General features: G+C 62.0%; 22 protein-coding genes. 12 read left to right on the forward strand and 10 right to left on the reverse strand.

Going from position 1 to position 23,810, the window contains the following annotated elements:
- Positions 1-54: 54 nt before the first annotated feature.
- Genes V5F23_RS20115 through sdhC form a run of 4 tightly spaced genes read right to left on the reverse strand, consistent with a single transcriptional unit; the run spans position 55 to position 3,283 of the window.
- Entirely contained in the window at positions 55-759 is a 705-nt protein-coding gene (locus tag V5F23_RS20115; protein WP_039594133.1) for a succinate dehydrogenase iron-sulfur subunit, read from the reverse strand.
- An 11-nt stretch (positions 760-770) separates the two neighbouring features.
- Positions 771-2,543, reverse strand: coding sequence for a succinate dehydrogenase flavoprotein subunit (gene sdhA / locus V5F23_RS20120; protein ID WP_042731479.1), 1,773 nt, complete (start codon positions 2,541-2,543; stop codon positions 771-773).
- 3 nt (positions 2,544-2,546) lie between these two features.
- On the reverse strand, positions 2,547-2,915 hold the full coding sequence (gene sdhD, locus V5F23_RS20125; RefSeq protein ID WP_042731480.1) for a succinate dehydrogenase, hydrophobic membrane anchor protein: 369 nt from the start codon (positions 2,913-2,915) through the stop codon (positions 2,547-2,549).
- Positions 2,909-3,283, reverse strand: a complete 375-nt coding sequence (gene sdhC / locus V5F23_RS20130; RefSeq protein WP_024780620.1) for a succinate dehydrogenase, cytochrome b556 subunit — start codon at positions 3,281-3,283, stop codon at positions 2,909-2,911. Before sdhC ends, sdhD begins: the two co-directional genes overlap by 7 nt.
- A gap of 365 nt (positions 3,284-3,648) precedes the next feature.
- On the opposite strand from sdhC, the gene gltA reads away from it, so the two are divergent.
- A complete protein-coding gene (gene gltA / locus V5F23_RS20135) occupies positions 3,649-4,938 on the forward strand; it encodes a citrate synthase (protein ID WP_338496255.1) in 1,290 nt (429 codons plus the stop codon).
- Between the two features lie 288 nt (positions 4,939-5,226).
- Here gltA and V5F23_RS20140 read toward each other — a convergent pair whose 3' ends face one another.
- The 3 genes from V5F23_RS20140 to V5F23_RS20150 form a co-directional block, all read right to left on the reverse strand.
- Complete coding sequence (locus V5F23_RS20140) at positions 5,227-6,885, reverse strand: cation acetate symporter (protein WP_042731482.1); 1,659 nt, start codon at positions 6,883-6,885, stop codon at positions 5,227-5,229.
- Entirely contained in the window at positions 6,882-7,193 is a 312-nt protein-coding gene (locus V5F23_RS20145) for a DUF485 domain-containing protein (protein ID WP_042731483.1), read from the reverse strand. The genes V5F23_RS20140 and V5F23_RS20145 overlap by 4 nt, the downstream gene beginning before the upstream one ends.
- Before the next feature lie 315 nt (positions 7,194-7,508).
- The gene (locus tag V5F23_RS20150; RefSeq protein WP_042731484.1) at positions 7,509-8,363 is read right to left on the reverse strand and encodes a glycine betaine ABC transporter substrate-binding protein; all 855 of its coding nucleotides are present in this window, start codon (positions 8,361-8,363) and stop codon (positions 7,509-7,511) included.
- Between the two features lie 372 nt (positions 8,364-8,735).
- On the opposite strand from V5F23_RS20150, the gene V5F23_RS20155 reads away from it, so the two are divergent.
- On the forward strand, positions 8,736-10,034 hold the full coding sequence (locus V5F23_RS20155; protein WP_042731485.1) for a serine/threonine protein kinase: 1,299 nt from the start codon (positions 8,736-8,738) through the stop codon (positions 10,032-10,034).
- Entirely contained in the window at positions 10,027-10,815 is a 789-nt protein-coding gene (locus tag V5F23_RS20160) for a VacJ family lipoprotein (protein ID WP_042731486.1), read from the forward strand. Before V5F23_RS20155 ends, V5F23_RS20160 begins: the two co-directional genes overlap by 8 nt.
- A 132-nt stretch (positions 10,816-10,947) precedes the next feature.
- Here the strand turns inward: V5F23_RS20160 and V5F23_RS20165 are convergent, their stop codons facing one another.
- A complete protein-coding gene (locus tag V5F23_RS20165; RefSeq protein ID WP_053146073.1) occupies positions 10,948-11,862 on the reverse strand; it encodes a DUF808 domain-containing protein in 915 nt (304 codons plus the stop codon).
- Positions 11,863-11,992: 130 nt separating this feature from the next.
- On the opposite strand from V5F23_RS20165, the gene V5F23_RS20170 reads away from it, so the two are divergent.
- Entirely contained in the window at positions 11,993-12,598 is a 606-nt protein-coding gene (locus tag V5F23_RS20170) for a TetR/AcrR family transcriptional regulator (RefSeq protein ID WP_042732390.1), read from the forward strand.
- A 130-nt stretch (positions 12,599-12,728) separates the two neighbouring features.
- Here the strand turns inward: V5F23_RS20170 and V5F23_RS20175 are convergent, their stop codons facing one another.
- Both V5F23_RS20175 and V5F23_RS20180 read right to left on the reverse strand, forming a co-directional pair.
- Entirely contained in the window at positions 12,729-13,187 is a 459-nt protein-coding gene (locus V5F23_RS20175; protein WP_042732391.1) for a transposase, read from the reverse strand.
- Between the two features lie 209 nt (positions 13,188-13,396).
- Positions 13,397-13,837: a heme-binding protein gene (locus tag V5F23_RS20180; RefSeq protein ID WP_338496258.1), complete on the reverse strand. Its 441-nt coding sequence runs from the start codon at positions 13,835-13,837 to the stop codon at positions 13,397-13,399.
- A gap of 268 nt (positions 13,838-14,105) precedes the next feature.
- On the opposite strand from V5F23_RS20180, the gene gcl reads away from it, so the two are divergent.
- The 8 genes from gcl to V5F23_RS20220 all read left to right on the forward strand — a co-directional run bounded on the left by gcl (position 14,106) and on the right by V5F23_RS20220 (position 23,735).
- A complete protein-coding gene (gene gcl, locus V5F23_RS20185) occupies positions 14,106-15,881 on the forward strand; it encodes a glyoxylate carboligase (protein ID WP_042732393.1) in 1,776 nt (591 codons plus the stop codon).
- Positions 15,882-16,049: 168 nt separating this feature from the next.
- Positions 16,050-16,832 (forward strand): hydroxypyruvate isomerase, encoded by a 783-nt coding sequence (gene hyi / locus V5F23_RS20190; RefSeq protein ID WP_338496260.1) that lies wholly within the window; start codon positions 16,050-16,052, stop codon positions 16,830-16,832.
- A gap of 162 nt (positions 16,833-16,994) precedes the next feature.
- Positions 16,995-17,885 (forward strand): 2-hydroxy-3-oxopropionate reductase, encoded by an 891-nt coding sequence (locus V5F23_RS20195; RefSeq protein ID WP_338496263.1) that lies wholly within the window; start codon positions 16,995-16,997, stop codon positions 17,883-17,885.
- 149 nt (positions 17,886-18,034) lie between these two features.
- Positions 18,035-19,315, forward strand: coding sequence for a glycerate kinase (locus V5F23_RS20200; protein WP_338496265.1), 1,281 nt, complete (start codon positions 18,035-18,037; stop codon positions 19,313-19,315).
- Complete coding sequence (gene pyk, locus V5F23_RS20205) at positions 19,305-20,720, forward strand: pyruvate kinase (protein ID WP_042731745.1); 1,416 nt, start codon at positions 19,305-19,307, stop codon at positions 20,718-20,720. The genes V5F23_RS20200 and pyk overlap by 11 nt, the downstream gene beginning before the upstream one ends.
- 182 nt (positions 20,721-20,902) lie before the next feature.
- Entirely contained in the window at positions 20,903-21,805 is a 903-nt protein-coding gene (locus V5F23_RS20210; RefSeq protein WP_338496269.1) for an urea transporter, read from the forward strand.
- 21 nt (positions 21,806-21,826) lie between these two features.
- Entirely contained in the window at positions 21,827-22,651 is an 825-nt protein-coding gene (locus V5F23_RS20215; RefSeq protein WP_042731743.1) for an ion transporter, read from the forward strand.
- A gap of 85 nt (positions 22,652-22,736) precedes the next feature.
- Positions 22,737-23,735 carry a sulfate ABC transporter substrate-binding protein gene (locus V5F23_RS20220; protein WP_042731742.1) on the forward strand — a complete coding sequence of 333 codons (999 nt, stop codon included), beginning with the start codon at positions 22,737-22,739 and terminating at the stop codon, positions 23,733-23,735.
- The last annotated feature ends 75 nt before the right edge of the window (positions 23,736-23,810 follow it).

The raw sequence follows: 23,810 nt of genomic DNA on the forward strand, positions 1-23,810 counted from the left end.
AGCCCGCGCCCTAGCCTCTACGGGTACAGCGGTTCTACGGGTACAGCAGCTGAATCACACGCCGTTTTGCAGCAGCATGTTACGTACGTGACCGATGGCCTTAGTCGGGTTCAGGCCTTTCGGGCAGACGTTGACGCAGTTCATGATCCCGCGGCAGCGGAATACGCTGAACGGGTCATCCAGTGCGGCCAGACGCTCGGACGTCTTGGTGTCACGGCTGTCTGCCAGGAAGCGGTACGCTTGCAGCAGGGCGGCCGGGCCCAGGAATTTGTCCGGGTTCCACCAGAAGGATGGGCACGAGGTCGAGCAGCAGGCGCACAGGATGCACTCGTACAGACCGTCGAGCTTCTCACGCTCTTCCGGGGACTGCAGACGCTCGATGGCCGGAGCCGGCGTGTCGTTCTGCAGGAATGGCTTCACCTTCTCGTATTGCTTGTAGAAGATGCTCATATCGACGACCAGGTCACGGATCACCGGCAAACCTGGCAGCGGACGAACGATCAGCTTGTTGCCCTTCACAACGGCCGACAACGGCGTGATGCAGGCCAGGCCGTTCTTGCCGTTGATGTTCATGCCGTCGGAGCCGCAAACGCCCTCGCGGCAGGAGCGACGGTAGGAGAAGCCCTCGTCCTGTTCCTTGATCAGGGCCAGCACGTCCAGCACCATCAGGTCCTTACCACCGGTATCGACCTGGAAATCCTGCATGAACGGCGCAGCGTCCTGATCAGGGTTGTAGCGATAAACACTGACTTGCAACATAGCGGTCACCCTTAATAAGTCCGGACTTTTGGTTCGAAAGTCGGAACAGTCTTCGGCGAGAAGTTCACGGCACGCTTAGCGACGCGTTTTTCACCCGGGAAGTACAAGGTGTGGCACAGCCAGTTTTCGTCGTCTCGGTCTTCGTAGTCTTCGCGGGCGTGGGCGCCACGGGACTCTTTACGCACTTCTGCGGCGATGGCGGTGGCTTCGGCCACTTCCAGCAGGTTCTGCAACTCCAGCGCTTCGATACGGGCGGTGTTGAACGCCTGCGATTTATCGTTGATCTTCACGTTGGCGATTCGTTCACGCAATTGCGCCAGCTGGGCAATACCCTTCTGCATGTATTCGCCGGTACGGAATACACCGAAGTAGTTCTGCATGCAGCTTTGCAGCTCGCGACGCAGGGTGGCGACGTCTTCGCCATCGGTGCGCTCGTTCAGGGCGGACAGACGGGCCAGGGCCGCGTTGATGTCGGCGTCGGTGGCGTCGTCGTATTCGATACCGTCGCTCAGCGCCTTCTCCAGGTGCAGGCCGGCGGCACGACCGAAGACCACCAGGTCGAGCAGCGAGTTGCCGCCCAGGCGGTTGGCACCGTGAACCGATACGCACGCCACTTCACCGACTGCGAACAGGCCAGGGATGATCTGGTCGACGCCTTCGGCGTTCTGGGTGATTGCCTGGCCATGGATGTTGGTGGCAACGCCGCCCATCATATAGTGGCAGGTTGGAACGACCGGCACCGGCGCGACGACCGGGTCGACGTGGGCGAAGGTCTTGGACAGCTCGCAGATGCCTGGCAGGCGGCTGTGCAGCACTTCCTCGCCCAGGTGATCGAGCTTGAGCATCACGTGGTCGCCATTCGGGCCGCAACCGTTGCCGGCGATGATTTCCTTGACCATCGAACGGGCAACCACGTCACGACCGGCCAGGTCCTTGGCGTTCGGAGCATAACGCTCCATGAAACGCTCACCGTGCTTGTTGATCAGGTAGCCGCCTTCACCACGGCAGCCTTCGGTGACCAGCACACCGGCGCCGGCGATGCCGGTCGGGTGGAACTGCCACATTTCGATGTCTTGTACCGGCACGCCAGCACGCAGGGCCATGCCAACGCCGTCACCGGTGTTGATCAGGGCGTTGGTGGTGGAGGCGTAGATACGGCCTGCACCGCCGGTCGCCAGCACGGTGGCCTTGGAACGGATGTAGGTGGTTTCGCCGGTTTCGATGCAGATCGCGATCACGCCGACGAAGGCGCCGTCCTGGTTTTTCACCAGGTCAACGGCGTAGTACTCGTTCAGGAACGTGGTGCCGGCCTTCAGGTTGCCCTGATAAAGGGTGTGCAGCAGCGCGTGACCGGTACGGTCGGAGGCCGCGCAAGTACGGGCAGCCTGCCCGCCCTTGCCGTAGTCCTTGGACTGGCCACCGAACGGACGCTGGTAGATGCGGCCGGTTTCGGTACGGGAGAACGGCAGGCCCATGTGGTCCAGCTCGAACACCGCGGCCGGGCCTTCCTGACACATGTATTCGATAGCGTCCTGGTCACCGATGTAGTCGGAACCCTTGACGGTATCGTACATGTGCCAGCGCCAGTCATCGTTCGGGTCGGCCGAAGCGATGGCGCAGGTGATGCCGCCCTGGGCGGAAACAGTGTGCGAACGAGTCGGGAAAACCTTGGTGATCACGGCAGTCTTGTGACCGCCCTGCGCCAGTTGCAGCGCTGCGCGCATGCCGGCACCGCCGCCACCAATGATGATGGCGTCGAAAGAAATCGTAGGAATGTTAGCCATGAATCAGATACCCCAAAGAATCTGCACACCCCAGACGAAGTACGCGAACATCGCGACGCCGCATACCGCCTGGAAAAGGAAACGTATGGCAGTCGCCGACTTGCCGAACGCCATTTGCGTCAGGTAGTCGGTGGCGATGGTCCACATGCCGACCCAGGCGTGAGCGCCCAGTGCGACAAGGGCCAGCAGACTGAAGATACGCATCCAGTTGTTTGCGAACAGTTCGTGCCATTGGGCATAGCCAAGGCCAGGGTTTGCCACGACATATCCGATCAGGAAAATGAAGTAAGCCGCGAGAACGACCGCAGACACACGCTGCGCCATCCAGTCATAAAGGCCCGAACGCGAGAGGTTCGTAACGTTGGTTACCATATCCAGACTCCTGCCAGAACAATCACCACCACGGAAACGGCGATAACGATTTTCGAGCCCAGCTTGCCGCCTTCCAGCGTTTCACCGATGCCCATATCCATGATCAAGTGGCGCACACCGGCAACCAGGTGATACAGCAAGGCGGACAGGATGCCCCAAATCACTAGCTTGGCTAGCGGACTGGTCAGACACGCTTTCACCTGACCGAAGCCTTCTTCCGAGTCGAGCGACTTGTCCAATGCGTAAAGCATGATGGCCAGGCTGACGAAGAGGATGACACCGGAGATACGGTGAAGAATGGACGTGTAAGCAGTGACTGGGAGTTTGATGGTCCTTAGGTCTAGGTTTACAGGTCGTTGGCTTTTCACGGCTTTTTTTTCACACTGAAGAGCCCCTAACAATCAGGGCAAAGTTGTTGCGGCGCGCACTGGTCAGGTACTCACCACCCAGGGAGTGACGACCCCCAAGAAAGCAGGCCCAAAAGCCCCTGGCGGTCGGTGGCCGAGTATAGACAGTTAGGCTACTAATGACAACGCGTTCACCTTCCCCTAATAGCGCATTGCACATACCAGACAAAAGGCGTAAACGGCAGGTAATTTCGCGGAAAAAGTCCGGTTAAAGCCTTCTGGAGCAAGACTTTAGGCAAATTGACTTTCGGATTTATCTCACTATAGTGGTGCGGGCCCTGCGTGGGGGGTCTGTCTGATGATTCCAAGCATTAATAGGAGGCCACATGGCTGACAAAAAAGCGCAGTTGATCATCGAGGGCGCAGCCCCCGTCGAGCTGCCCATTTTAACCGGCACCGTTGGTCCCGATGTAATCGACGTACGGGGCCTGACGGCCACGGGCCGTTTCACCTTTGACCCAGGTTTCATGTCGACCGCCTCGTGCGAGTCGAAAATCACCTACATCGACGGCGACAACGGCATCCTGCTGCACCGCGGCTACCCGATCGAGCAACTGGCTGAAAAATCGGACTACCTGGAAACCTGCTACCTGCTGCTCAACGGCGAGCTGCCAACCACAGAGCAAAAGGCCCAGTTCGTCAGCACCGTGAAGAACCACACCATGGTTCACGAGCAGCTGAAGACCTTCTTCAACGGCTTCCGTCGCGATGCCCACCCGATGGCCGTCATGTGCGGCGTTGTCGGCGCCCTCTCGGCCTTCTACCACGACTCCCTGGACATCAATAACCCCCAGCATCGCGAAATCTCCGCGATCCGCCTGGTGGCCAAGATGCCGACCTTGGCGGCCATGGTCTACAAGTACTCCATGGGCCAGCCCATGATGTACCCGCGCAACGACCTGAACTATGCAGAAAACTTCCTGCACATGATGTTCAACACCCCGTGCGAGATCAAACCGATCAGCCCGGTGCTCGCCAAGGCCATGGACCGGATCTTCATCCTCCACGCCGACCACGAGCAGAACGCCTCCACGTCCACCGTACGCCTGGCCGGCTCGTCGGGTGCCAACCCGTTCGCCTGTATCGCCGCCGGTATCGCGGCACTCTGGGGCCCGGCCCACGGCGGTGCCAACGAAGCGGTACTGACCATGCTCGATGAAATCGGCGATGTCTCGAACATCGACAAGTTCATCGCCAAGGCCAAGGACAAGAACGATCCGTTCAAGCTGATGGGCTTCGGTCACCGGGTCTACAAGAACCGCGACCCGCGCGCCACCGTCATGAAGCAGACCTGCGACGAAGTGCTCAAGGAACTGGGGATCAAGAACGATCCGCAACTCGAACTGGCCATGCGCCTGGAAGAGATCGCCCTGACCGACCCGTACTTCATCGAGCGCTCGCTGTACCCGAACGTCGACTTCTACTCGGGGATCATCCTCAAGGCGATCGGCATTCCAACCAGCATGTTCACCGTGATCTTCGCCCTGGCGCGGACCGTCGGCTGGATCTCCCACTGGAAGGAAATGCTCTCCAGCCCGTACAAGATCGGCCGCCCGCGCCAGCTGTACACCGGCTACGAGTCGCGTGACATCACCAAGCTGGAAGATCGCAAGTAAGACGCTGATCCTGCACTAGCCTCACGCTGCATCGGAACGGCCCCTGCTTCTTGATACAAGAGCGGGGGCCGTTTTGTTTATGCCTCTTTCACTCCCCTTCGAGTCCTCAGTGACAGGCCTGGCGTCTTCGCGAGCAAGCCCGCTCCCAAATAGGACCGCGGCCCCTCGTGGGAGCGGGTTTACCCGCGAAGACGATTGATCTGCCCCCCCTCGAAACCCGCACACAAAAAAATACCCCAGCCTCTCGACCGGGGTATTTCTCTTGCAGTTGAAGCGGGTCGTTAGACCTTAGTGGTTAACCGCCCCACTCGCCCCCAGGCCCGTCTGCGAACGCACGAACTGCGGGAAGAACAGCGCCCGCTCGTTGGCCGCTTCAGCCGACTTGTCGGTGATGGAGAAGAACCAGATGCCCACGAAGGCAATGGCCATCGAGAACAGCGCCGGGTACTCGTACGGGTAGATCGGCTTCTCGTGACCCATGATCTGCACCCAGATGGTCGGGCCCAGGATCATCAGGCCCACGGCACTGACCAGGCCCAGCCAGCCGCCGATCATGGCGCCACGGGTGGTCAGCTTCTTCCAGTACATCGAAAGCAGCAGCACCGGGAAGTTGCAGCTCGCCGCGATGGAGAACGCCAGGCCCACCATGAACGCGATGTTCTGCTTCTCGAACAGGATACCCAGGGCGATTGCCAGCACCGCCAGGGCGATGGTGGTGATCTTCGAGACGCGAATCTCGTCCTTTTCGTTGGCCTTGCCCTTCTTGATCACACTGGCGTACAGGTCGTGGGACACCGCCGAAGCGCCTGCCAGGGTCAAGCCGGCCACCACCGCCAGGATGGTCGCGAAGGCGACCGCCGAGATAAAGCCGAGGAAAATACTGCCACCCACCGCGTCGGCCAGGTGCACCGCCGCCATGTTGTTGCCACCGAGCAAGGCACCTGCCGCGTCCTTGAAGGCCGGGTTGGTGCTGACCAGCAGGATCGCGCCGAAGCCGATGATGAAGGTCAGGATGTAGAAGTAGCCGATGAAGCCTGTGGCGTACAGTACGCTCTTGCGCGCTTCCTTGGCGTCACTCACGGTGAAGAAGCGCATCAGGATATGCGGCAGGCCAGCGGTACCGAACATCAGCGCCAGACCCAGGGAGAAGGCCGAAACCGGATCCTTCACCAGGCCGCCCGGGCTCATGATCGCTTCACCTTTAGGGTGAACCTTGACCGCTTCGGAGAACAGCATGTTGAAGTCGAAGTTCACGTGCTTCATGACCATCAAGGCCATGAACGAAGCACCCGACAGCAACAGCACTGCCTTGATGATCTGTACCCAGGTGGTGGCCAGCATGCCGCCGAACAGCACGTAGAGGCACATCAGGATGCCCACCAGGATCACCGCGACGTGGTAGTCCAGGCCGAACAGCAGCTGGATCAGCTTGCCGGCGCCCACCATCTGCGCGATCAGGTAGAACGCCACGACCACCAGCGAGCCGCTGGCCGACAGGGTCCGGATCTGCTTCTGCCCCAGGCGATAGGACGCCACGTCGGCGAAGGTGTATTTACCCAGGTTACGCAGGCGCTCGGCGATCAGGAACAGAATGATCGGCCAGCCCACCAGGAAGCCGATCGAGTAGATCAGGCCGTCGTAGCCGGAAGCGAATACCAGGGCGGAAATCCCCAGGAAGGACGCCGCCGACATGTAGTCACCGGCAATCGCCAGGCCGTTCTGGAAACCGGTGATCCGGCCGCCAGCGGCGTAGTAGTCACTGGCCGACTTGCTGCGCTTGGACGCCCAGTAAGTGATGCACAGGGTCAGGCCGACGAAGGCCACGAACATGATGATGGCCGAGACGTTGAGCGGTTGTTTCTGCACGGCCCCGGTCAGGGCCTCAGCCGCCCAGGCACCCGGGGCGAACGCTGCAATGCTCGAGAGAGCCAGTAGACGCCGGATCATTGCTGAGCCTCCTTGAGAATCGCATTGTTCAGGTCGTCGAACTCGCCATTGGCACGTCGCACGTAGATACCGGTCAGGATGAAAGCCGAGATAATCAGGCCGACACCGATGGGAATGCCCCAGGTGATCGTCGACTCGGGCGCGATCTTGGCCCCGAGCACGTGTGGCCCGTAGGCAATCAGTAGGATGAATCCGGCGTACAGCCCTAGCATGATCGCCGAGAGAATCCAGGCGAACCTTTCCCTTTTTCTCACCAGCTCCTTGAAGCGCGGGCTGTTTTGAATCGAGAGGTAAATGCTGTCGTTCATTGTTTTTATCCTCGCAGCACAATTTAAGTTGGAACGACTCTACTCTATGCGGCCCAAGGCCAGGTTCCAGACGACCTTAGTATTAGAACGACATGACGGTTTTGCCAGTTTCCCGCAAACTTTTGCCATGGCTCTTCTGTGGGAGCGAGCTTGCTCGCGATTGCGGTCGCACATTCAATATAAATGCAAGCAGATATACCGCTATCGCGAGCAAGCTCGCTCCCACTGGAAATTGGCAAGACCGAAAGGTTGCAGACATAAAAAAACCGCATGACACGACGTCATGCGGCTTTCGGGATTACTGGATCAGGCGGATTACTTGCCAGTCCAATCCTTGACGCGGTCCGGGTGCTTGGCGACCCAGTCCTTGGCAGCGGCTTCAGGCTTGGCACCCTCCTGGATGGCCAGCATGACTTCGCCGATTTCGTCTTTCGAAGCCCACTGGAATTTCTTCAGGAAGGCAGCCACTTCCGGCGCTTTGGTGTCCAGTTCCTTGCTACCGATGCTGTTCACGGTCTCAGCCGCGCCGTAGACGCCTTTCGGGTCTTCCAGGAAGCGCAGTTTCCACTTGGCGAACATCCAGTGCGGTACCCAGCCGGTCACGGCGATGGATTCGTTCTTCTTCTCGGCACGGGTCAGCTCGGCGATCATGCCGGCGCCGGAACTGGCCTTGAGTTGGTAGCCGGTCAGGTCGTAGTCCTTGATGGCCTGTTCGGTCTTGAGCATCACGCCTGAACCGGCGTCGATGCCGACGATGCGTTTCTTGAAGGAGTCGTCGGTCTTCAGGTCCTCGAGGGACTTGGCCTTGACGTATTCAGGCACGATCAGGCCGATCTTGGCGTCCTTGAAGTTGGGACCGTAGTCGACCACCTGGTCTTTGTTCTTGGCCCAGTAGTCGCCGTGCGTCACCGGCAGCCAGGCCGAGAGCATGGCGTCGAGCTTGCCGGTAGCCACGCCTTGCCACATGATCCCGGTCGCCACCGCTTGCAGCTTCACGTCGTAGCCCAGCTTCTGCTTGATGACTTCGGCCGCGACGTGCGTGGTCGCGACGCTGTCGGACCAGCCGTCAACGTAGCCGATGCTCAGGGTTTTGGTTTCGGCACTGGCCAGTGTGGAGCTGATCGCCAGTACCAGTGCGGCACCTGCGCCCAAGAGTCGTCGCATCTTCATCGTTACTTCCCCGAAAGTGCTGCGCCCGACGGATGCCGAGCAGCGTCAACGTGTTGTTATGGTCACAGCGCCCCCATCACGCTCGCTCACCCAAACCGGTTCGAACGCCAGTGGAGTACTGACGCGTCGATCATCAACCTGCGCCGATCCGTATCCTGCTCTGTCAGCGACCTCGATAAACCGAGAAACGACATCAGAACGCCAGCTGCGACACGCAGCGCCCAACTAGCCATCACCGGGGCCGAACGTGTATCGTCCCGCTACTATTGCACCCACTGCGCGCCTGTTTCGTGCCGATCATGGCACTTGGCTTCGCTTCGGTGGTCATAGGCTGCGAACCTCATTCGGCACCTTCCTCTTAGGGATCTCGTCATGCTCCGTTCCTTGCGCTTCGCTGCCCTCTTCGGCGGCCTTATCCTGAGTGCGTCCGCGCTGGCGGCAGATATTGACGCCGCCAGTTATGGCTACCCCTTGACCAACCCGTTCGAGGCGACCATTGCCACCACCCCGCCGGACCTGCGCCCGGAGTTGCCGCTGATCGAGGACATCAATCAGTCCGACCACAGCCTGAAACTGCGCCCGGAACGCGAGTTCATCCTGCCGGACAACTTCTGGCCGGTGAAAAGCCTCACCTACCGCCTGGCCACCCAGGACAAGCCGGCACCGCTGATCTTCCTGATCGCCGGCACCGGCGCGCGCTACGACAGCAGCCTCAACGAATACCTCAAGCGCCTCTACTACAAGGCCGGCTACCACGTGGTGCAGCTGTCATCGCCCACCAGCTTCGACTTCATGAGCGCGGCTTCACGCTTCGCCACACCGGGCATTTCCAAGGAAGACGCCGAGGACATGTACCGGGTGATGCAGGCCGTGCGTGCGCAAAACCCCAAGCTGCCGGTGACCGAGTATTACCTCACCGGTTATAGCCTGGGCGCACTGGATGCGGCCTTCGTCGCGCACCTGGACGAAACCCGGCGCAGCTTCAACTTCAAGAAAGTCCTGTTGCTCAACCCGCCGGTGAACCTCTACACCTCGATCACCAACCTGGACAAGCTGGTGCAGACCCAGGTCAAGGGCATCAACAGCACCACCACCTTTTATGAGCTGGTGCTGAACAAGCTGACCCGCTACTTCCAGCAAAAAGGCTACATCGACCTCAACGACGCCCTGCTCTACGACTTCCAGCAATCCAAGCAACACCTGAGCAACGAGCAGATGGCGATGCTGATCGGCACGTCGTTCCGCTTCTCGGCGGCCGACATCGCGTTCACGTCGGACCTGATCAACCGTCGCGGCCTGATCATCCCGCCCAAGTTCCCGATCACCGAAAGCACCAGCCTGACGCCGTTCCTCAAGCGCGCACTGCAATGCGACTTCGACTGCTACCTCACCGAGCAGGTGATCCCGATGTGGCGCGCGCGCACCGACGGCGGCAGCCTGTTGCAACTGGTCGACCAGGTCAGCCTGTATGCATTGAAGGACTACCTGCAGGCCAGTTCGAAGATCGCTGTCATGCACAACGCCGACGACGTCATCCTTGGCCCGGGCGACCTGGGCTTCCTGCGCAAGACCTTTGGCGATCGCCTGACGGTTTATCCATTGGGCGGCCACTGCGGCAACCTTAACTACCGCGTCAACAGCGACGCCATGCTGGAGTTCTTCCGTGGCTAAATATCTCCTGCTTATTGCGGCGCTCCTGGGGGCGGGCATGGTGCACGCCGACGACGGCAAGACCGCTGCGCCAGCGGTGGTGGACCCGGATGGCTTCAAGGAACCACTGACCAAGCTCAAGTTCAACCCGGGGCTGGACCAGCGCGAATTCGAGCGCTCGACCCTCAACGCCCTGAACGTGTACGACCCGCTGGAATCCTGGAACCGCCGGGTCTACCACTTCAACTACCGCTTCGACCAATGGGTGTTCCTGCCCGTCGTCGATGGCTACCGCTACATCACCCCGAGCTTCGTGCGCACCGGGGTCAGCAACTTCTTCAACAACCTGGGCGACGTGCCGAACCTGATGAACAGCCTGCTGCAGTTCAAGGGCAAGCGTTCGATGGAAACCACCGCGCGGCTGCTGCTCAACACCACCGTCGGCATTGCCGGCCTGTGGGACCCGGCCACCGCCATGGGCCTGCCGCGCCAGAGCGAAGACTTCGGCCAGACCCTGGGCTTCTACGGCGTGCCGGCCGGCGCGTATTTCGTGCTGCCGATCTTCGGCCCGTCGAACCTGCGCGACACCTCGGGCTTGCTGGTGGACTACACCGCCGAATCGGCGATCAACTTCCTGAACGTCGCCGAAGTCAGCGCCAACCACCCGGAACTGCTGCTCCTGCGGGGCGTGGACAAGCGTTACCAGACCAGCTTCCGCTACGGCCAGCTGAACTCGCCGTTCGAGTATGAAAAAGTCCGCTACGTGTACACGGAGTCGCGCAAGTTGCAGATTGCCGAGTAAATCCCGGTACACCTAAAACTACTGTGGGAGCGAGCTTGCTCGCGAAGGCGGTGTGTCAGGTAACCTATGTGCTAACTGACACACCGCCTTCGCGAGCAAGCCCGCTCCCACAGTTTTTTTGCGTTGCCAGGGCTAGCCCTTCAACGCTTTCCAGATCTTGCCCACTGCCATCACCCCCGCCAACACCACCGCACCCGCCACGATCCCCGCCACCGCATTGAGCAACATCGGCACGATGAACCCCGCGCCGCCGGCGCTGGCCGCCACACCTTCGATCCAGTGGTGCACCACCGGCACACCGTGGGTGAGGATGCCGCCGCCCACCAAGAACATCGCCGCCGTGCCGATCACCGACAGGCTTTTCATCATGTAGGGCGCGGCGCGCAGGATGGCGCCGCCGATACGCTGGGCGGCCTGCCCCGGCTTTTGTGTCAGCCAGAGCCCCAGGTCGTCGAGCTTGACGATCCCCGCCACCAGGCCATAGACGCCGGCGGTCATGACAATGGCGATGCCGGAAAGCACGATCACCTGCTGGGTCAGCGTGGCATCGACCACCGTACCCAGGGTGATGGCGATGATTTCCGCCGAGAGGATGAAATCGGTGCGCACCGCGCCCTTGATCTTGTCCTTTTCGAAAGCCACCAGGTCGACCGCCGGGTCAGCCACTGCCTGGGCCAACTGCGCGTGTCCGGCCTGGTCCTCGGCCGGGCTGTGAAGAAACTTGTGGGCCAACTTTTCAAAGCCCTCGAAGCACAGGTAGGCACCGCCCACCATCAGCAGCGGCGTCACCAGCCAGGGCACGAAGGCACTGATCGCCAACGCCGAGGGCACCAGGATCAACTTGTTGATGAACGAGCCCTTGGCCACGGCCCAGACCACCGGCAGTTCCCGCTCGGCACGCACGCCAGAGACTTGCTGGGCGTTGAGCGCCAGGTCGTCGCCCAGCACACCGGCGGTTTTCTTGGCGGCCATCTTGGTCATCAACGCTACGTCGTCGAGCACGGTGGCGATGTCGTCGATCAGTACCAGCAAACTGCTTCCAGCCATGGAGGGGCTCCTTGAACAATAATGCCGCGCAGCATACCGCGAGCCGCGGCCCTCGGGGCATTCTTGAGCGCCGCGCGAGGCCGGTGCTACCATGCGCCACCGCCAGAACAGGCAAGGAACCCCTGGGTTTATGAGCACTATCCGCGAGCGCAACAAAGAACTGATCCTGCGTGCCGCCAGCGAGGAATTTGCCGACAAGGGCTTCGCCGCGACCAAGACCAGCGACATCGCGGCCAAGGCCGGCCTGCCCAAACCCAACGTCTACTACTATTTCAAATCCAAGGAAAACCTCTACCGCGAGGTCCTGGAAAGCATCATCGAGCCGATCCTCCAGGCGTCCACCCCTTTCAATGCCGACGGCGTACCGAGTGAAGTGCTCAGCCACTACATTCGCTCCAAGATCCGCATCTCCCGCGACCTGCCCTTCGCCTCGAAGGTCTTCGCCAGCGAAATCATGCACGGCGCACCCCACCTGAGCCCCGACCTGGTGGAACAACTCAACGCCCAGGCCCGGCACAACATCGACTGCATCCAGACCTGGATCAACCGCGGCCAGATCGCCCCCATCGACCCCAACCACCTGATGTTCAGCATCTGGGCCGCCACCCAGACCTACGCTGATTTCGACTGGCAGATCACCGCCATCACCGGCAAGGCGAAGCTGGATGAAGCCGATTACGAAGCGGCGGCGCAGACGATTACCCGGTTGGTGTTGAAAGGGTGTGAGGTGGGCTGATACATCGAGTCGCTGCCTATTCGCGAGCAAGCCCGCTCCCACAGGTGCTGATGGTTGATACGAAAGATATGGACACCGCAACCCCCTGTGGGAGCGGGCTTGCTCGCGAATGGGCCGACTCGATTCAAGCTCAAACCCAGATCGCATCCCACAAAGGATAGTCGCCAAACCGTTTGACCAAACCGGCCCGCAATGGGTTGGCCACGACATACCGGGCAAGCTTGACCAGATTTTCTTCCCGTCGCAGCGCCCGGTCATGGTAGCCCTGCTGCCAGAGACTCCCCGTTCTCCCAGACTTCTCGTTGACGCCCCTGACACTTAAAGATTTCACCTGACACATCAACTGCCCTAAAGAGCCGCGATGCAGTTGGATCAACCAATGAAAATGGTCAGGCATTACGACGAAAGCCAACGAGTCTGCAATGCCACATTTCTCTATTGCCCTGAACTGGTGGATAACTATTCTGCCCAGACCGTAGTCCCTGAAAACAGGTTCGCGCTCCAACGTGTTGGCTGTCAGCAGATAGATGCGATTTGGCTCTGCCCATCGACCGATGCGCAGGCGATGCGAAGCTGAACGTGCAGGCATTCCATCGAGTCCTTTCCTGGATGAAGTCCTGAAAGGCTAGCTTTGGAATTGGAGAATCCTGGGGCCAACCTTTAGCCGGATGTGTCTGGTCGATCACCTTCGCGAGCAAGCCCGCTCCCACAGGGGGTTTCTGGTGTTCATACATTTTGTGTCCACTAACCTGTGGGAGCGGGCTTGCTCGCGAAGGCGTTCGTCAACTCACCACCGCATCAAGCGCTCATCCCCACATCCGCTCCCAACCCCAACGCCTCGACAGCTCTCACCGCGCACTGCTCGTCCACGTCCGACAGATCGCCACTGACGCCAATCGCACCCAGCACTTTTCCAGCCGAATCCCTGATCAACACCCCACCCGGAACCGGTACCACGCTGCCCTGCCCCAGGCTGTTCAGCGCGGCAATGAAGGCCGGGCGTTGTTGGGCGTCCTGGGCCAGCAGGCGCGAGCCCTTGCCCAGGGCGATGGCGCCCCAGGCCTTGCCGATGGCGATGTGGGGACGAAGCAGGCTCGCGCCGTCTTCGCGTTGCAGGGCGATCAGGTGGCCGCCGCTGTCGAGGATGGCGACGGTCAGGGGGGCGGCACTGATTTCGCGGCCGGCGGCAAGGGCTTGGCCGGCCAGGTTGACGGCGACGTTCAAGGTTAGAGCGCTCATGGGTGCTGTCCTTTTTTTTGTGATGGGAGAGCCTTTCGGATTTCACTTCAAGCAAAACCGAACATCACAAATAGAACACAACAAAACATATTTTTGTATACAATAATTATCACAAAGCCCCTACACTGACGAAAAACACCCTTCCCTGTGGGCTTTCGACGAATAAAACAGGCGCTTGAGAAAATGGATTGACCTGCGCCGCTCAGCGTGAATACACTCGATACACAGCCACTTGTATACAATTACAAAACGTAAGAGGCACAAAACAATGAGCAAAATGAGAGCAATCGAAGCCGCCGTCCTGGTGATGCGCCGCGAAGGCGTGGACACCGCCTTCGGCATCCCGGGTGCGGCGATCAACCCGCTGTACTCTGCCCTGCAAAAAGTGGGTGGCATCGATCACGTCCTCGCTCGCCATGTGGAAGGTGCCTCGCACATGGCCGAGGGCTACACCCGCACCAAAGCGGGCAACATCGGCGTGTGCATCGGCACCTCGGGCCCGGCCGGTACCGACATGGTCACCGGTCTCTACAGCGCCAGCGCCGACTCCATCCCGATCCTGTGCATCACCGGCCAGGCCCCCCGCGCCCGCCTGCACAAGGAAGACTTCCAGGCCGTGGACATCACCAGCATCGTCAAGCCGGTGACCAAGTGGGCGACCACCGTCCTGGAGCCTGGCCAGGTGCCCTACGCGTTCCAGAAAGCCTTCTATGAAATGCGTTCCGGTCGCCCGGGCCCGGTGCTGATCGACCTGCCCTTCGACGTGCAGATGGCCGAGATCGAATTCGACATCGACGCCTACCAACCACTGCCCCTGGCCAAGCCTGCCGCCAACCGCGTGCAGATCGAGAAGGCGCTGAGCCTGCTGAACCAGGCCGAGCGGCCATTGCTGGTAGCGGGCGGCGGCATCATCAACGCCGATGCCAGTGAGCTGCTGGTGGAGTTCGCCGAGCTGACCGGCATCCCGGTCATCCCGACCTTGATGGGCTGGGGCACGATCCCCGACGATCACCCGCTGATGGTCGGCATGGTCGGCCTGCAGACATCCCACCGCTACGGCAACGCGACGCTGCTCAAGTCCGACGTGGTGCTGGGCGTCGGCAACCGCTGGGCCAACCGTCACACCGGCTCGGTGGATGTCTACACCGAGGGCCGCACCTTCATTCACGTGGACATCGAGCCCACGCAGATCGGCCGGGTGTTCACACCTGACCTGGGCATCGTTTCCGACGCAGCCTCGGCCCTGACCTTGTTCATCGAAGTCGCCCGCCAGTGGCAAGCCGCCGGCAAGTTGAAGGACCGCAGCGCCTGGGTGCAGGACTGCCAGCAACGCAAGGCAAGCCTGCAGCGCAAGACCCACTTCGACAACGTGCCGGTCAAGCCCCAGCGCGTGTACGAGGAAATGAACCAGGTGTTCGGCAAGGACACCTGCTACGTCAGCACCATCGGCCTGTCGCAGATCGCCGGCGCGCAATTCCTGCACGTCTACAAGCCGCGCCACTGGATCAACTGCGGCCAGGCAGGCCCCTTGGGCTGGACCATTCCGGCCGCGCTGGGGGTGGTCAAGGCTGATCCGAGCCGCAAGGTCGTGGCGCTGTCGGGCGACTATGATTTCCAGTTCATGATCGAAGAGCTGGCGGTGGGCGCGCAGTTCAAGCTGCCGTACATCCATGTGGTGGTGAACAACTCTTACCTGGGCCTGATTCGCCAGGCGCAACGCGGGTTCGACATGGACTACTGCGTGCAGCTGTCCTTCGATAACCTCAACGCGCCAGAGCTCAACGGTTATGGCGTGGACCACATCGCCGTGGCCGAGGGCCTGGGGTGCAAGGCGTTGCGGGTGTTCGAGCCGTCCGGCATCCAGCCGGCGCTGCGCCAGGCCCAGGCCATGATCGAGGAGTTCAAGGTGCCGGTGATTGTCGAGGTTATCCTGGAGCGGGTGACCAACATTTCCATGGGCACCGAGATCAACGCCGTCAACGAATTCGAAGACCTGGCGCTGGTGGGCAACGATGCGCCGACGGCCATTTCGTTGCTTGACTGACACTGACGCCTCCACAGGCACTGCTGTTCATGAAGGACATCACCGGACCTGTGGCGAGGGAGCTTGCTCCCGCTGGCTGCGCAGCAGCCCATTTTGTGAGTGCTTTGCACTCAAGCGGGAGCAAGCTCCCTCGCCACAAGGGTCCCTACACCTCTACAGGAGATTGTCATGCCGCGTTTCACCGCCAACCTGTCCATGCTGTTCACCGAGCAGGATTTCCTCGCCCGTTTCGAAGCGGCCGCCAAGGCCGGTTTCAGCGGGGTCGAGTACCTGTTCCCCTACGACTACAGCAGCGCCGAACTCAAGGCGCAGCTTGACGCCCATGGCCTGACCCAAGTGCTGTTCAACCTGCCGGCCGGTGACTGGGCCAAGGGCGAACGCGGCATTGCCTGCCTGCCGGACCGGGTCGAGGAGTTCCGCGCCGGTGTCGACCTGGCGATTGCCTATGCCCAGGTGCTGGGCAACACCCAGGTCAATTGCCTGGCCGGGATCCGCCCGCAGAACTGTGACGAGGCCCTGGTGCAGAAAACCTTCGTCGCCAACCTCAAGTACGCGGCCGAGAAGCTGCAAGCCAAGGGCATCAAGCTGGTGATGGAAGCCATCAACACCCGCGACATCCCCGGCTTCTACCTGAACAACACCGCCCAGGCCCTGTCGATCCGCGAGCAGGTGGGCAGCGCCAACCTGTTCCTGCAATACGACATCTATCACATGCAAATCATGGAAGGCGACCTGGCCCGGACCCTGGCCGCGCACCTGGGCGAGATCAACCACGTGCAACTGGCGGACAACCCGGGACGCCATGAGCCGGGCACCGGCGAGATCAACTATCGCTTCCTGTTCGAACACCTGGACAGCATCGGTTATGCCGGTTGGGTCGGCTGCGAATACAAGCCCCTGACCACCACCGAAGCGGGACTGGGCTGGCTGAAAACCCATAACGCGATCTGATGCCGCGCGAGCTTTTGTGGCGAGGGAGCTTGCTCCCGCTCGGCTGCGAAGCAGACGCATGATTTTACCCGGCACGATTTCTGGGGCCGCTTCGCGACCCAGCGGGAGCAAGCTCCCTCGCCACAGAAACACCGGGCCCTAGACAACAAGAGGATTTTCCCCATGGCTAAAATCGGATTCATCGGCACCGGCATCATGGGCCACCCCATGGCATTGAACCTGCAAAAGGCCGGTCACAGCCTGTTGCTGTCCCAGCACCACGACGCGGCCCCGGCCGACCTGCTGGCCGGCGGCGCGGTGGCGCTGGCCAACCCACGGGAAGTGGCCCAGGAAGCCGAGTTCATCATCGTGATGGTCCCGGACACCCCTCAGGTCGAGGACGTGCTGTTCCGCGCCGATGGCGTGGCGGCTGGCGTCGGCGCGGGCAAGGTGGTGATCGACATGAGCTCGATCTCCCCCACCGCCACCAAGGTGTTCGCGGCGAAGATCAATGAAAAAGGCGCGCAGTACCTCGATGCGCCAGTGTCCGGCGGCGAAGTCGGCGCCAAGGCGGCTACCCTGAGCATCATGGTCGGCGGCGACAGCGCGGCGTTCGAACGCGCCCTGCCGCTGTTCCAGGCCATGGGCAAGAACATCACCCTGGTGGGCGGCAACGGCGACGGCCAGACCGCCAAGGTGGCGAACCAGATCATCGTCGCCCTGAACATCCAGGCCGTGGCCGAGGCGCTGCTGTTCGCCGCGAAGAACGGCGCGGACCCGGCCAAGGTGCGCGAGGCCCTGATGGGCGGCTTCGCCTCGTCGAAGATCCTGGAAGTGCACGGCGAACGCATGATCAAGGGCACCTTCGACCCAGGCTTCCGCATCAGCCTGCACCAGAAGGACCTGAACCTGGCCCTGCAAGGCGCCCGGGAGTTGAACATCAACCTGCCCAACACCGCCAACGCCCAGCAAGTGTTCAGCACCTGCGCGGCCCTCGGCGGCGGCAACTGGGATCACTCGGCGCTGATCAAGGGCCTGGAGCACATGGCGAATTTCTCGATCCGCGATAACTGATCCACCACAAAACCCTGTGGGAGCGGGCTTGCTCGCGATGGCTATTTCACATTCAACAATGATGTTGTCTGAATTACCGCTATCGCGAGCAAGCTCGCTCCCACAAGGCCTGCATCAACTTCAAAACAATAAGAACCCGGGAGCCCGCCATGTCGGTCGATCCGCAACAATTGCTGCGCGAGCTGTTTGCCACGGCCATCGACGCGGCGCATCCGCAGCACGTCCTTGAACAATACCTGCCCCGCGACCGCAGCGGCCGGGTGATCGTCATCGGTGCCGGCAAGGCTGCCGCCGCCATGGCCCAGGTGGTCGAGCGCTGCTGGGAGGGCGAGGTCTCGGGCCTGGTGGTAACCCGCTACGGCCATGGCGCTCCCTGCGAGAAAATCGAAGTGGTGGAAGCCGCCCACCCGGTGCCCGATGCAGCCGGCCTGGCGGTTGCCCGGCGAGTGCTGGAACTGGTCAGTCACCTGACCGAGGACGACCGGGTGATTCTCCTGCTGTCCGGTGGAGGCTCGGCATTGCTGGCACTGCCCGCGGCCGGCATCACCCTGGCCGACAAGCAATCGATCAACAAGGCCCTGCTCAAGTCCGGCGCCACCATCGGCGAGATGAACTGCGTGCGCAAGCACCTCTCGGCGATCAAGGGCGGGCGCCTGGGCAAGGCCTGCTGGCCGGCAACGGTCTACACCTATGCGATTTCCGATGTGCCCGGGGACCTCGCCACGGTCATCGCCTCCGGCCCTACCGTGGCCGACCCGAGCACCTCGGCCGAGGCCCTAGCGATCCTCAAGCGTTACCACCTCGAGGTCCCCGCCTCCGTGCGCGCCTGGCTGCAAAGCCCGGAATCGGAAACCGTCAAGCCTGGCGACCCGAGCCTGGCCCGCAGCCATTTCCAGCTGATCGCCCGGCCCCAGCAGTCCCTCGAAGCGGCTGCCGTGAAAGCCCGTCAGGCCGGCTTCAGCCCGTTGGTCCTCGGCGACCTGGAAGGCGAATCCCGGGAGGTGGCGAAGGTCCATGCCGGCATCGCCCGGCAGATCGCCCTGCACGGCCAGCCCTTGCCGGCCCCGTGCGTGATCCTGTCCGGCGGCGAAACCACGGTCACCGTGCGCGGCCATGGCCGGGGTGGCCGCAATGCCGAATTCCTCCTGAGCCTGACCGACAGCCTCAAGGGGTATCCCGGCATCTATGCCCTGGCCGGCGACACCGACGGCATCGACGGCTCCGAGGACAACGCCGGCGCCCTCATGACCCCGGACAGCTATCGCCGCGCCGCCGAACTGGGCCTGAACGCCAGCGATGAATTGGACGACAACAACGGCTACGGCTACTTCGCCGCACTGGACGGGCTGATCATCACCGAGCCGACCCGCACCAACGTCAACGACTTTCGCGCCATCCTGATTCTCGAGGCCCCCAAACATGACGCCTGACAAGAAGGTCAAGATCCTCGCCACACTCGGCCCCGCGACCCGTGGCATCGATGACATCCGCGACCTGGTGCAGGCCGGCGTGAACATCTTCCGCCTGAACTTCAGCCACGGCGACCACGCCGATCACGCCCAGCGCTACCGCTGGATTCGTGACGTCGAACAGCAGTTGAACTACCCGCTGGGTATCCTGATGGACCTGCAAGGCCCGAAACTGCGGGTCGGCCGGTTTGCCGACGGCAAGGTGCTGCTGCAACGCGGCCAGGCCCTGCGCCTGGACCTGGACCCGACGCCGGGCGATCAACGCCGGGTCAACCTGCCCCACCCGGAAATCATCGCGGCCCTGGAGCCCGGCATGGACCTGCTGCTGGACGACGGCAAGTTGCGCCTGCGGGTGACGGCACGGCACAGCGACGCCATCGACACCGAGGTGCTCAACGGCGGCGAGCTGTCCGACCGCAAGGGCGTGAACGTGCCCCAGGCCGTGCTCGACCTGAGTCCGCTGACCCAAAAGGACCGGCGCGACTTGAGCTTCGGCCTGGAGCTGGGCGTGGACTGGGTGGCACTGTCGTTCGTCCAGCGTCCCGACGACATCCGCGAAGCCCGGGCCCTGATCGGGGACAAGGCGTTCCTGATGGCGAAGATCGAGAAACCATCGGCGGTGAACCAACTGCGGGAAATCGCTGAACTGTGCGACGCGATCATGGTTGCCCGCGGTGACCTGGGCGTCGAAGTGCCGGCCGAAAGCGTGCCGCAGATCCAGAAAAGCATCATCGGCACTTGCCGCGCCCTCGGCAAACCGGTGGTGGTCGCCACGCAGATGCTCGAGTCGATGCGGTTCTCGCCGGCGCCGACCCGCGCCGAGGTCACCGATGTGGCCAACGCCGTGGCCGAAGGGGCCGACGCGGTGATGCTCTCGGCGGAAACCGCGTCGGGCGACTACCCCCTCGAGGCGGTGCAGATGATGAGCAAGATCATCCGCCAGGTGGAAAACGGCCCCGACTACCCGGCGCAACTGGACGTCAGCCGGCCGAAAGCCGAGGCCACGGTGTCGGACGCCATCAGTTGTGCCATCCGCCGCATCAGCAGCATCCTGCCGGTGGCGGTGCTGGTGAACTACAGCGAGTCGGGCGCCTCCAGCCTGCGGGCGGCGCGGGAGCGGCCAACGGTGCCGATCCTCAACCTCACGCCGAATCTCGCCGCCGCGCGCCGCCTGACGGTGGCCTGGGGCGTGCACTCGGTGGTCAACGACCGGTTGCGGCAAGTGGACGAGGTGTGCTCCACCGCCCTGGAAATCGCCCAGGCCCAAGGCATGGCCCAGCGTGGCGACACCCTGCTGATCACCGCAGGCGTGCCGTTCGGGCAACCGGGGTCGACCAATTCGTTGCGTATCGAGACATTGATCTAGCGCCTGTACTGGCCTCTTCGCGAGCAAGCCCGCTCCCACAAGGACGTCACCGCCCCGTGGTAAGTGATGGACCTTGAGTAAACAGCGTTACGCTCCGATAGGGGCTTGGTGAACGCTGCGAGTTCAATGTGGGAGCGGGCTTGTTCGCGAAGGGATCACCCTGGTTTATCAGACACACAACCATGCCCAACACCCACTGCCCCGACTGGGCCACCGCCCTGCTCAACGGCTTCAGCCAGATTTTCCTCCAGCGCCATCCGCTGTGCGGCCTGTTGTGCCTGCTGGCGATCCTGCTTGGCGCCCCGGCCCTGTTCGCAGGGGCATTGCTCGGCGGCGTGGCCGGGTTGCTCACGGCCCAGCGGCGCGGCTACCCCAAGGCGGATCGCCAGGCCGGGCTGTTCAGCTACAACGGCATCCTGCTGGGGTTGTTGTTGGGCCTCACCTTGCCCGGGTCCATCCTGTTGCCGCCGTTGGTCATCGCCGGCGGTGGTCTCGGCGCGATGCTGACCCAGCAATGGCTCAAGCGAACCCGCAGCCCCCGCAGCCTGCCCGCCTACACAGCGCCGTTCGTGGGACTGGGCTGGCTGCTGCTGGCGTTCGCCACGCCGCCAGCGTCGCCACCCCCGGCGGCCCTGACGTTGCCCAACCTGCTGGCCGCGCCGTTGAACGGATTGAGCCAGGTCATGCTGCTCGACGGCCCATGGGCCGGGGCACTGATTGCCCTGGGCCTGTTGCTCGCCAACCGACGCGCCGCAGGCTGGGCCCTGTTCGGTTCGGTCGCCGGCCTGGGCGTCGCCCTGCTGCACCCTGACCACGCCGCCGCCCTGTCCGGCCTGGCCGGCTACAACCCGGCGCTGGTGGCTTTGGCCCTCAGCCCGCAACGCCGCCGGCCGTGGCTGCCGTTGACGGGCATCCTGCTGGCGACCCTGCTCACGCCGGGCTTCGGCGCCCTCGGCCTGGCGCCGCTGACGGCCCCCTTCATCCTGGCCTGCTGGCTGGTCCAGGCCAGCCGTCGCACCTGGCACCAGGCCCGTCTCGATGCTGCGCCTTGCGCTCTGCGGGGCAATCACCCTAGGCTTCGCTGATTCCGAGATCAGGCGATGGGTATGGACAGTAACAACAATTGGCGTGAACGCCTCTACATCATGATTTTCCAGACCGATACCGTGGCCGGCCGGCGTTTCGACAGCACCTTGTTGTTGATCATCCTCGCCAGTCTGGTGATCGTGATGCTCGACAGTATCGACAGCGTGCATCAGGACTATGCGTCCGTGCTGGCCGGCATCGAATGGGGCTTTACCTTCATCTTCATCGTCGAGTACGGCTTGCGCCTGTACTGCTCGCCCAAGCCACTGCGCTATGCCTTCAGTTTCTATGGGCTGGTGGATCTGCTGGCGATCGTGCCGGGGATCCTGGCGCTGTACTACAGCGATGCCCAGTACCTGCTGATCATTCGTATCATCCGCATGCTGCGGATCTTCCGCGTGCTCAAGCTCAGCCCCTACCTCAAGCAGGCCAACTACCTGATGGCGGCATTGCGGGGCAGCAAGCAGAAGATCATCGTCTTTTTGGTCAGCGTCTCGACCCTGGTGACGGTGTTCGGCACCTTGATGTATGTCATCGAAGGCCCCGAGCACGGCTTCACCAGCATTCCCAAGGGCATCTATTGGGCTATCGTGACACTGACCACCGTGGGCTTCGGCGACATCGTGCCCAAGACGCCGCTGGGCCAGGTGGTGTCCTCCATGGTGATGATCACCGGTTACTCGATCATCGCCGTGCCCACCGGCATTTTCACCGCCGAACTGGCCACCGCCATGCGCGGCGATCAGCTCAAGCATGACTGCCCGGTGTGCAACAAGAACAGCCATGAACAGGCGGCGGCCTTTTGTGCCCGTTGTGGCAACGCGCTGTTCAAGAAATTGGAATAAGCAAAGTACTTTTAAATGCTTGAAGACCTATGCGCTTGCGGCTAGTTTGCCCGGCACTCCCCGTCCCAATAAAAAGGAATTCGCAGTGAAGAACTTCTTTGGCGCCTCCCTTCTCGCCGCCGGCCTGGCCTTCGGCAACCTGGCCCATGCCGCCCCGACCCTGCTCAACGTTTCCTACGACGTGATGCGCGATTTCTACAAGGACTACAACGCGGCCTTCCAGAAACACTGGCAAGCCGAGCACAACGAAAACATCGCCGTGCAGATGTCCTTCGGCGGCTCCAGCAAGCAGGCGCGCTCAGTGATCGACGGGTTGCCGGCGGATGTCATCACCATGAACATGGCCACCGACATCAACGCCCTGGCGGACAACGGCAAGCTGGTCCCGGACAACTGGGTCACCCGCCTGCCGAACAACAGCGCCCCGTTCACCTCGGCCACGGTGTTCATCGTGCGCAAGGGCAACCCCAAGGCGCTGAAAGACTGGCCCGACCTGCTCAAGGACGGCGTGCAGGTGATCGTGCCCAACCCGAAAACCTCCGGCAACGGCCGCTACACCTACCTGTCGGCCTGGGGCTATGTCCTCAAGAACGGCGGTGACGAGAACAAGGCCAAGGACTTCGTCGGCAAGCTGTTCAAGCAGGCACCGGTGCTGGATACCGGCGGCCGCGCCGCCACCACCACGTTCATGACCAACCAGATCGGCGATGTGCTGGTGACCTTTGAAAACGAAGCGGAAATGATCGCCCGGGAGTTCGGCCGCGACCAGTTCGAAGTGGTCTACCCCAGTGTCTCCGCCGAAGCCGAGCCACCGGTGAGCGTGGTGGACAAAGTGGTCGAGAAGAAAGGCTCCCGCGCCGCGGCCGAGGCCTACCTCAAGTACCTCTGGTCGCCGGAAGGCCAGGAAATCGCCGCCGCCAACTACCTGCGCCCACGGGACCCGGCCGTGTTGGCCAAGTACACCGACCGCTTCCCGAAAGTGGATTTCCTGTCGGTGGAAAAGACCTTCGGCGACTGGCGCACCGTGCAGAAGACCCACTTCAATGACGGCGGGATTTTCGACCAGATCTACAGCGGCCAGTAAGAAAAAAATGAGTCATGCGCGGTCCTGTGGCGAGGGGATTTATCCCCGCTGGGCTGCGCAGCAGTCCTGGAATCG

Origin of the sequence: Pseudomonas sp. WP18, assembly GCF_036689585.1 — a bacterium.
GTDB classification, from domain to species: Bacteria; Pseudomonadota; Gammaproteobacteria; order Pseudomonadales; family Pseudomonadaceae; genus Aquipseudomonas; species Aquipseudomonas chlororaphis_E.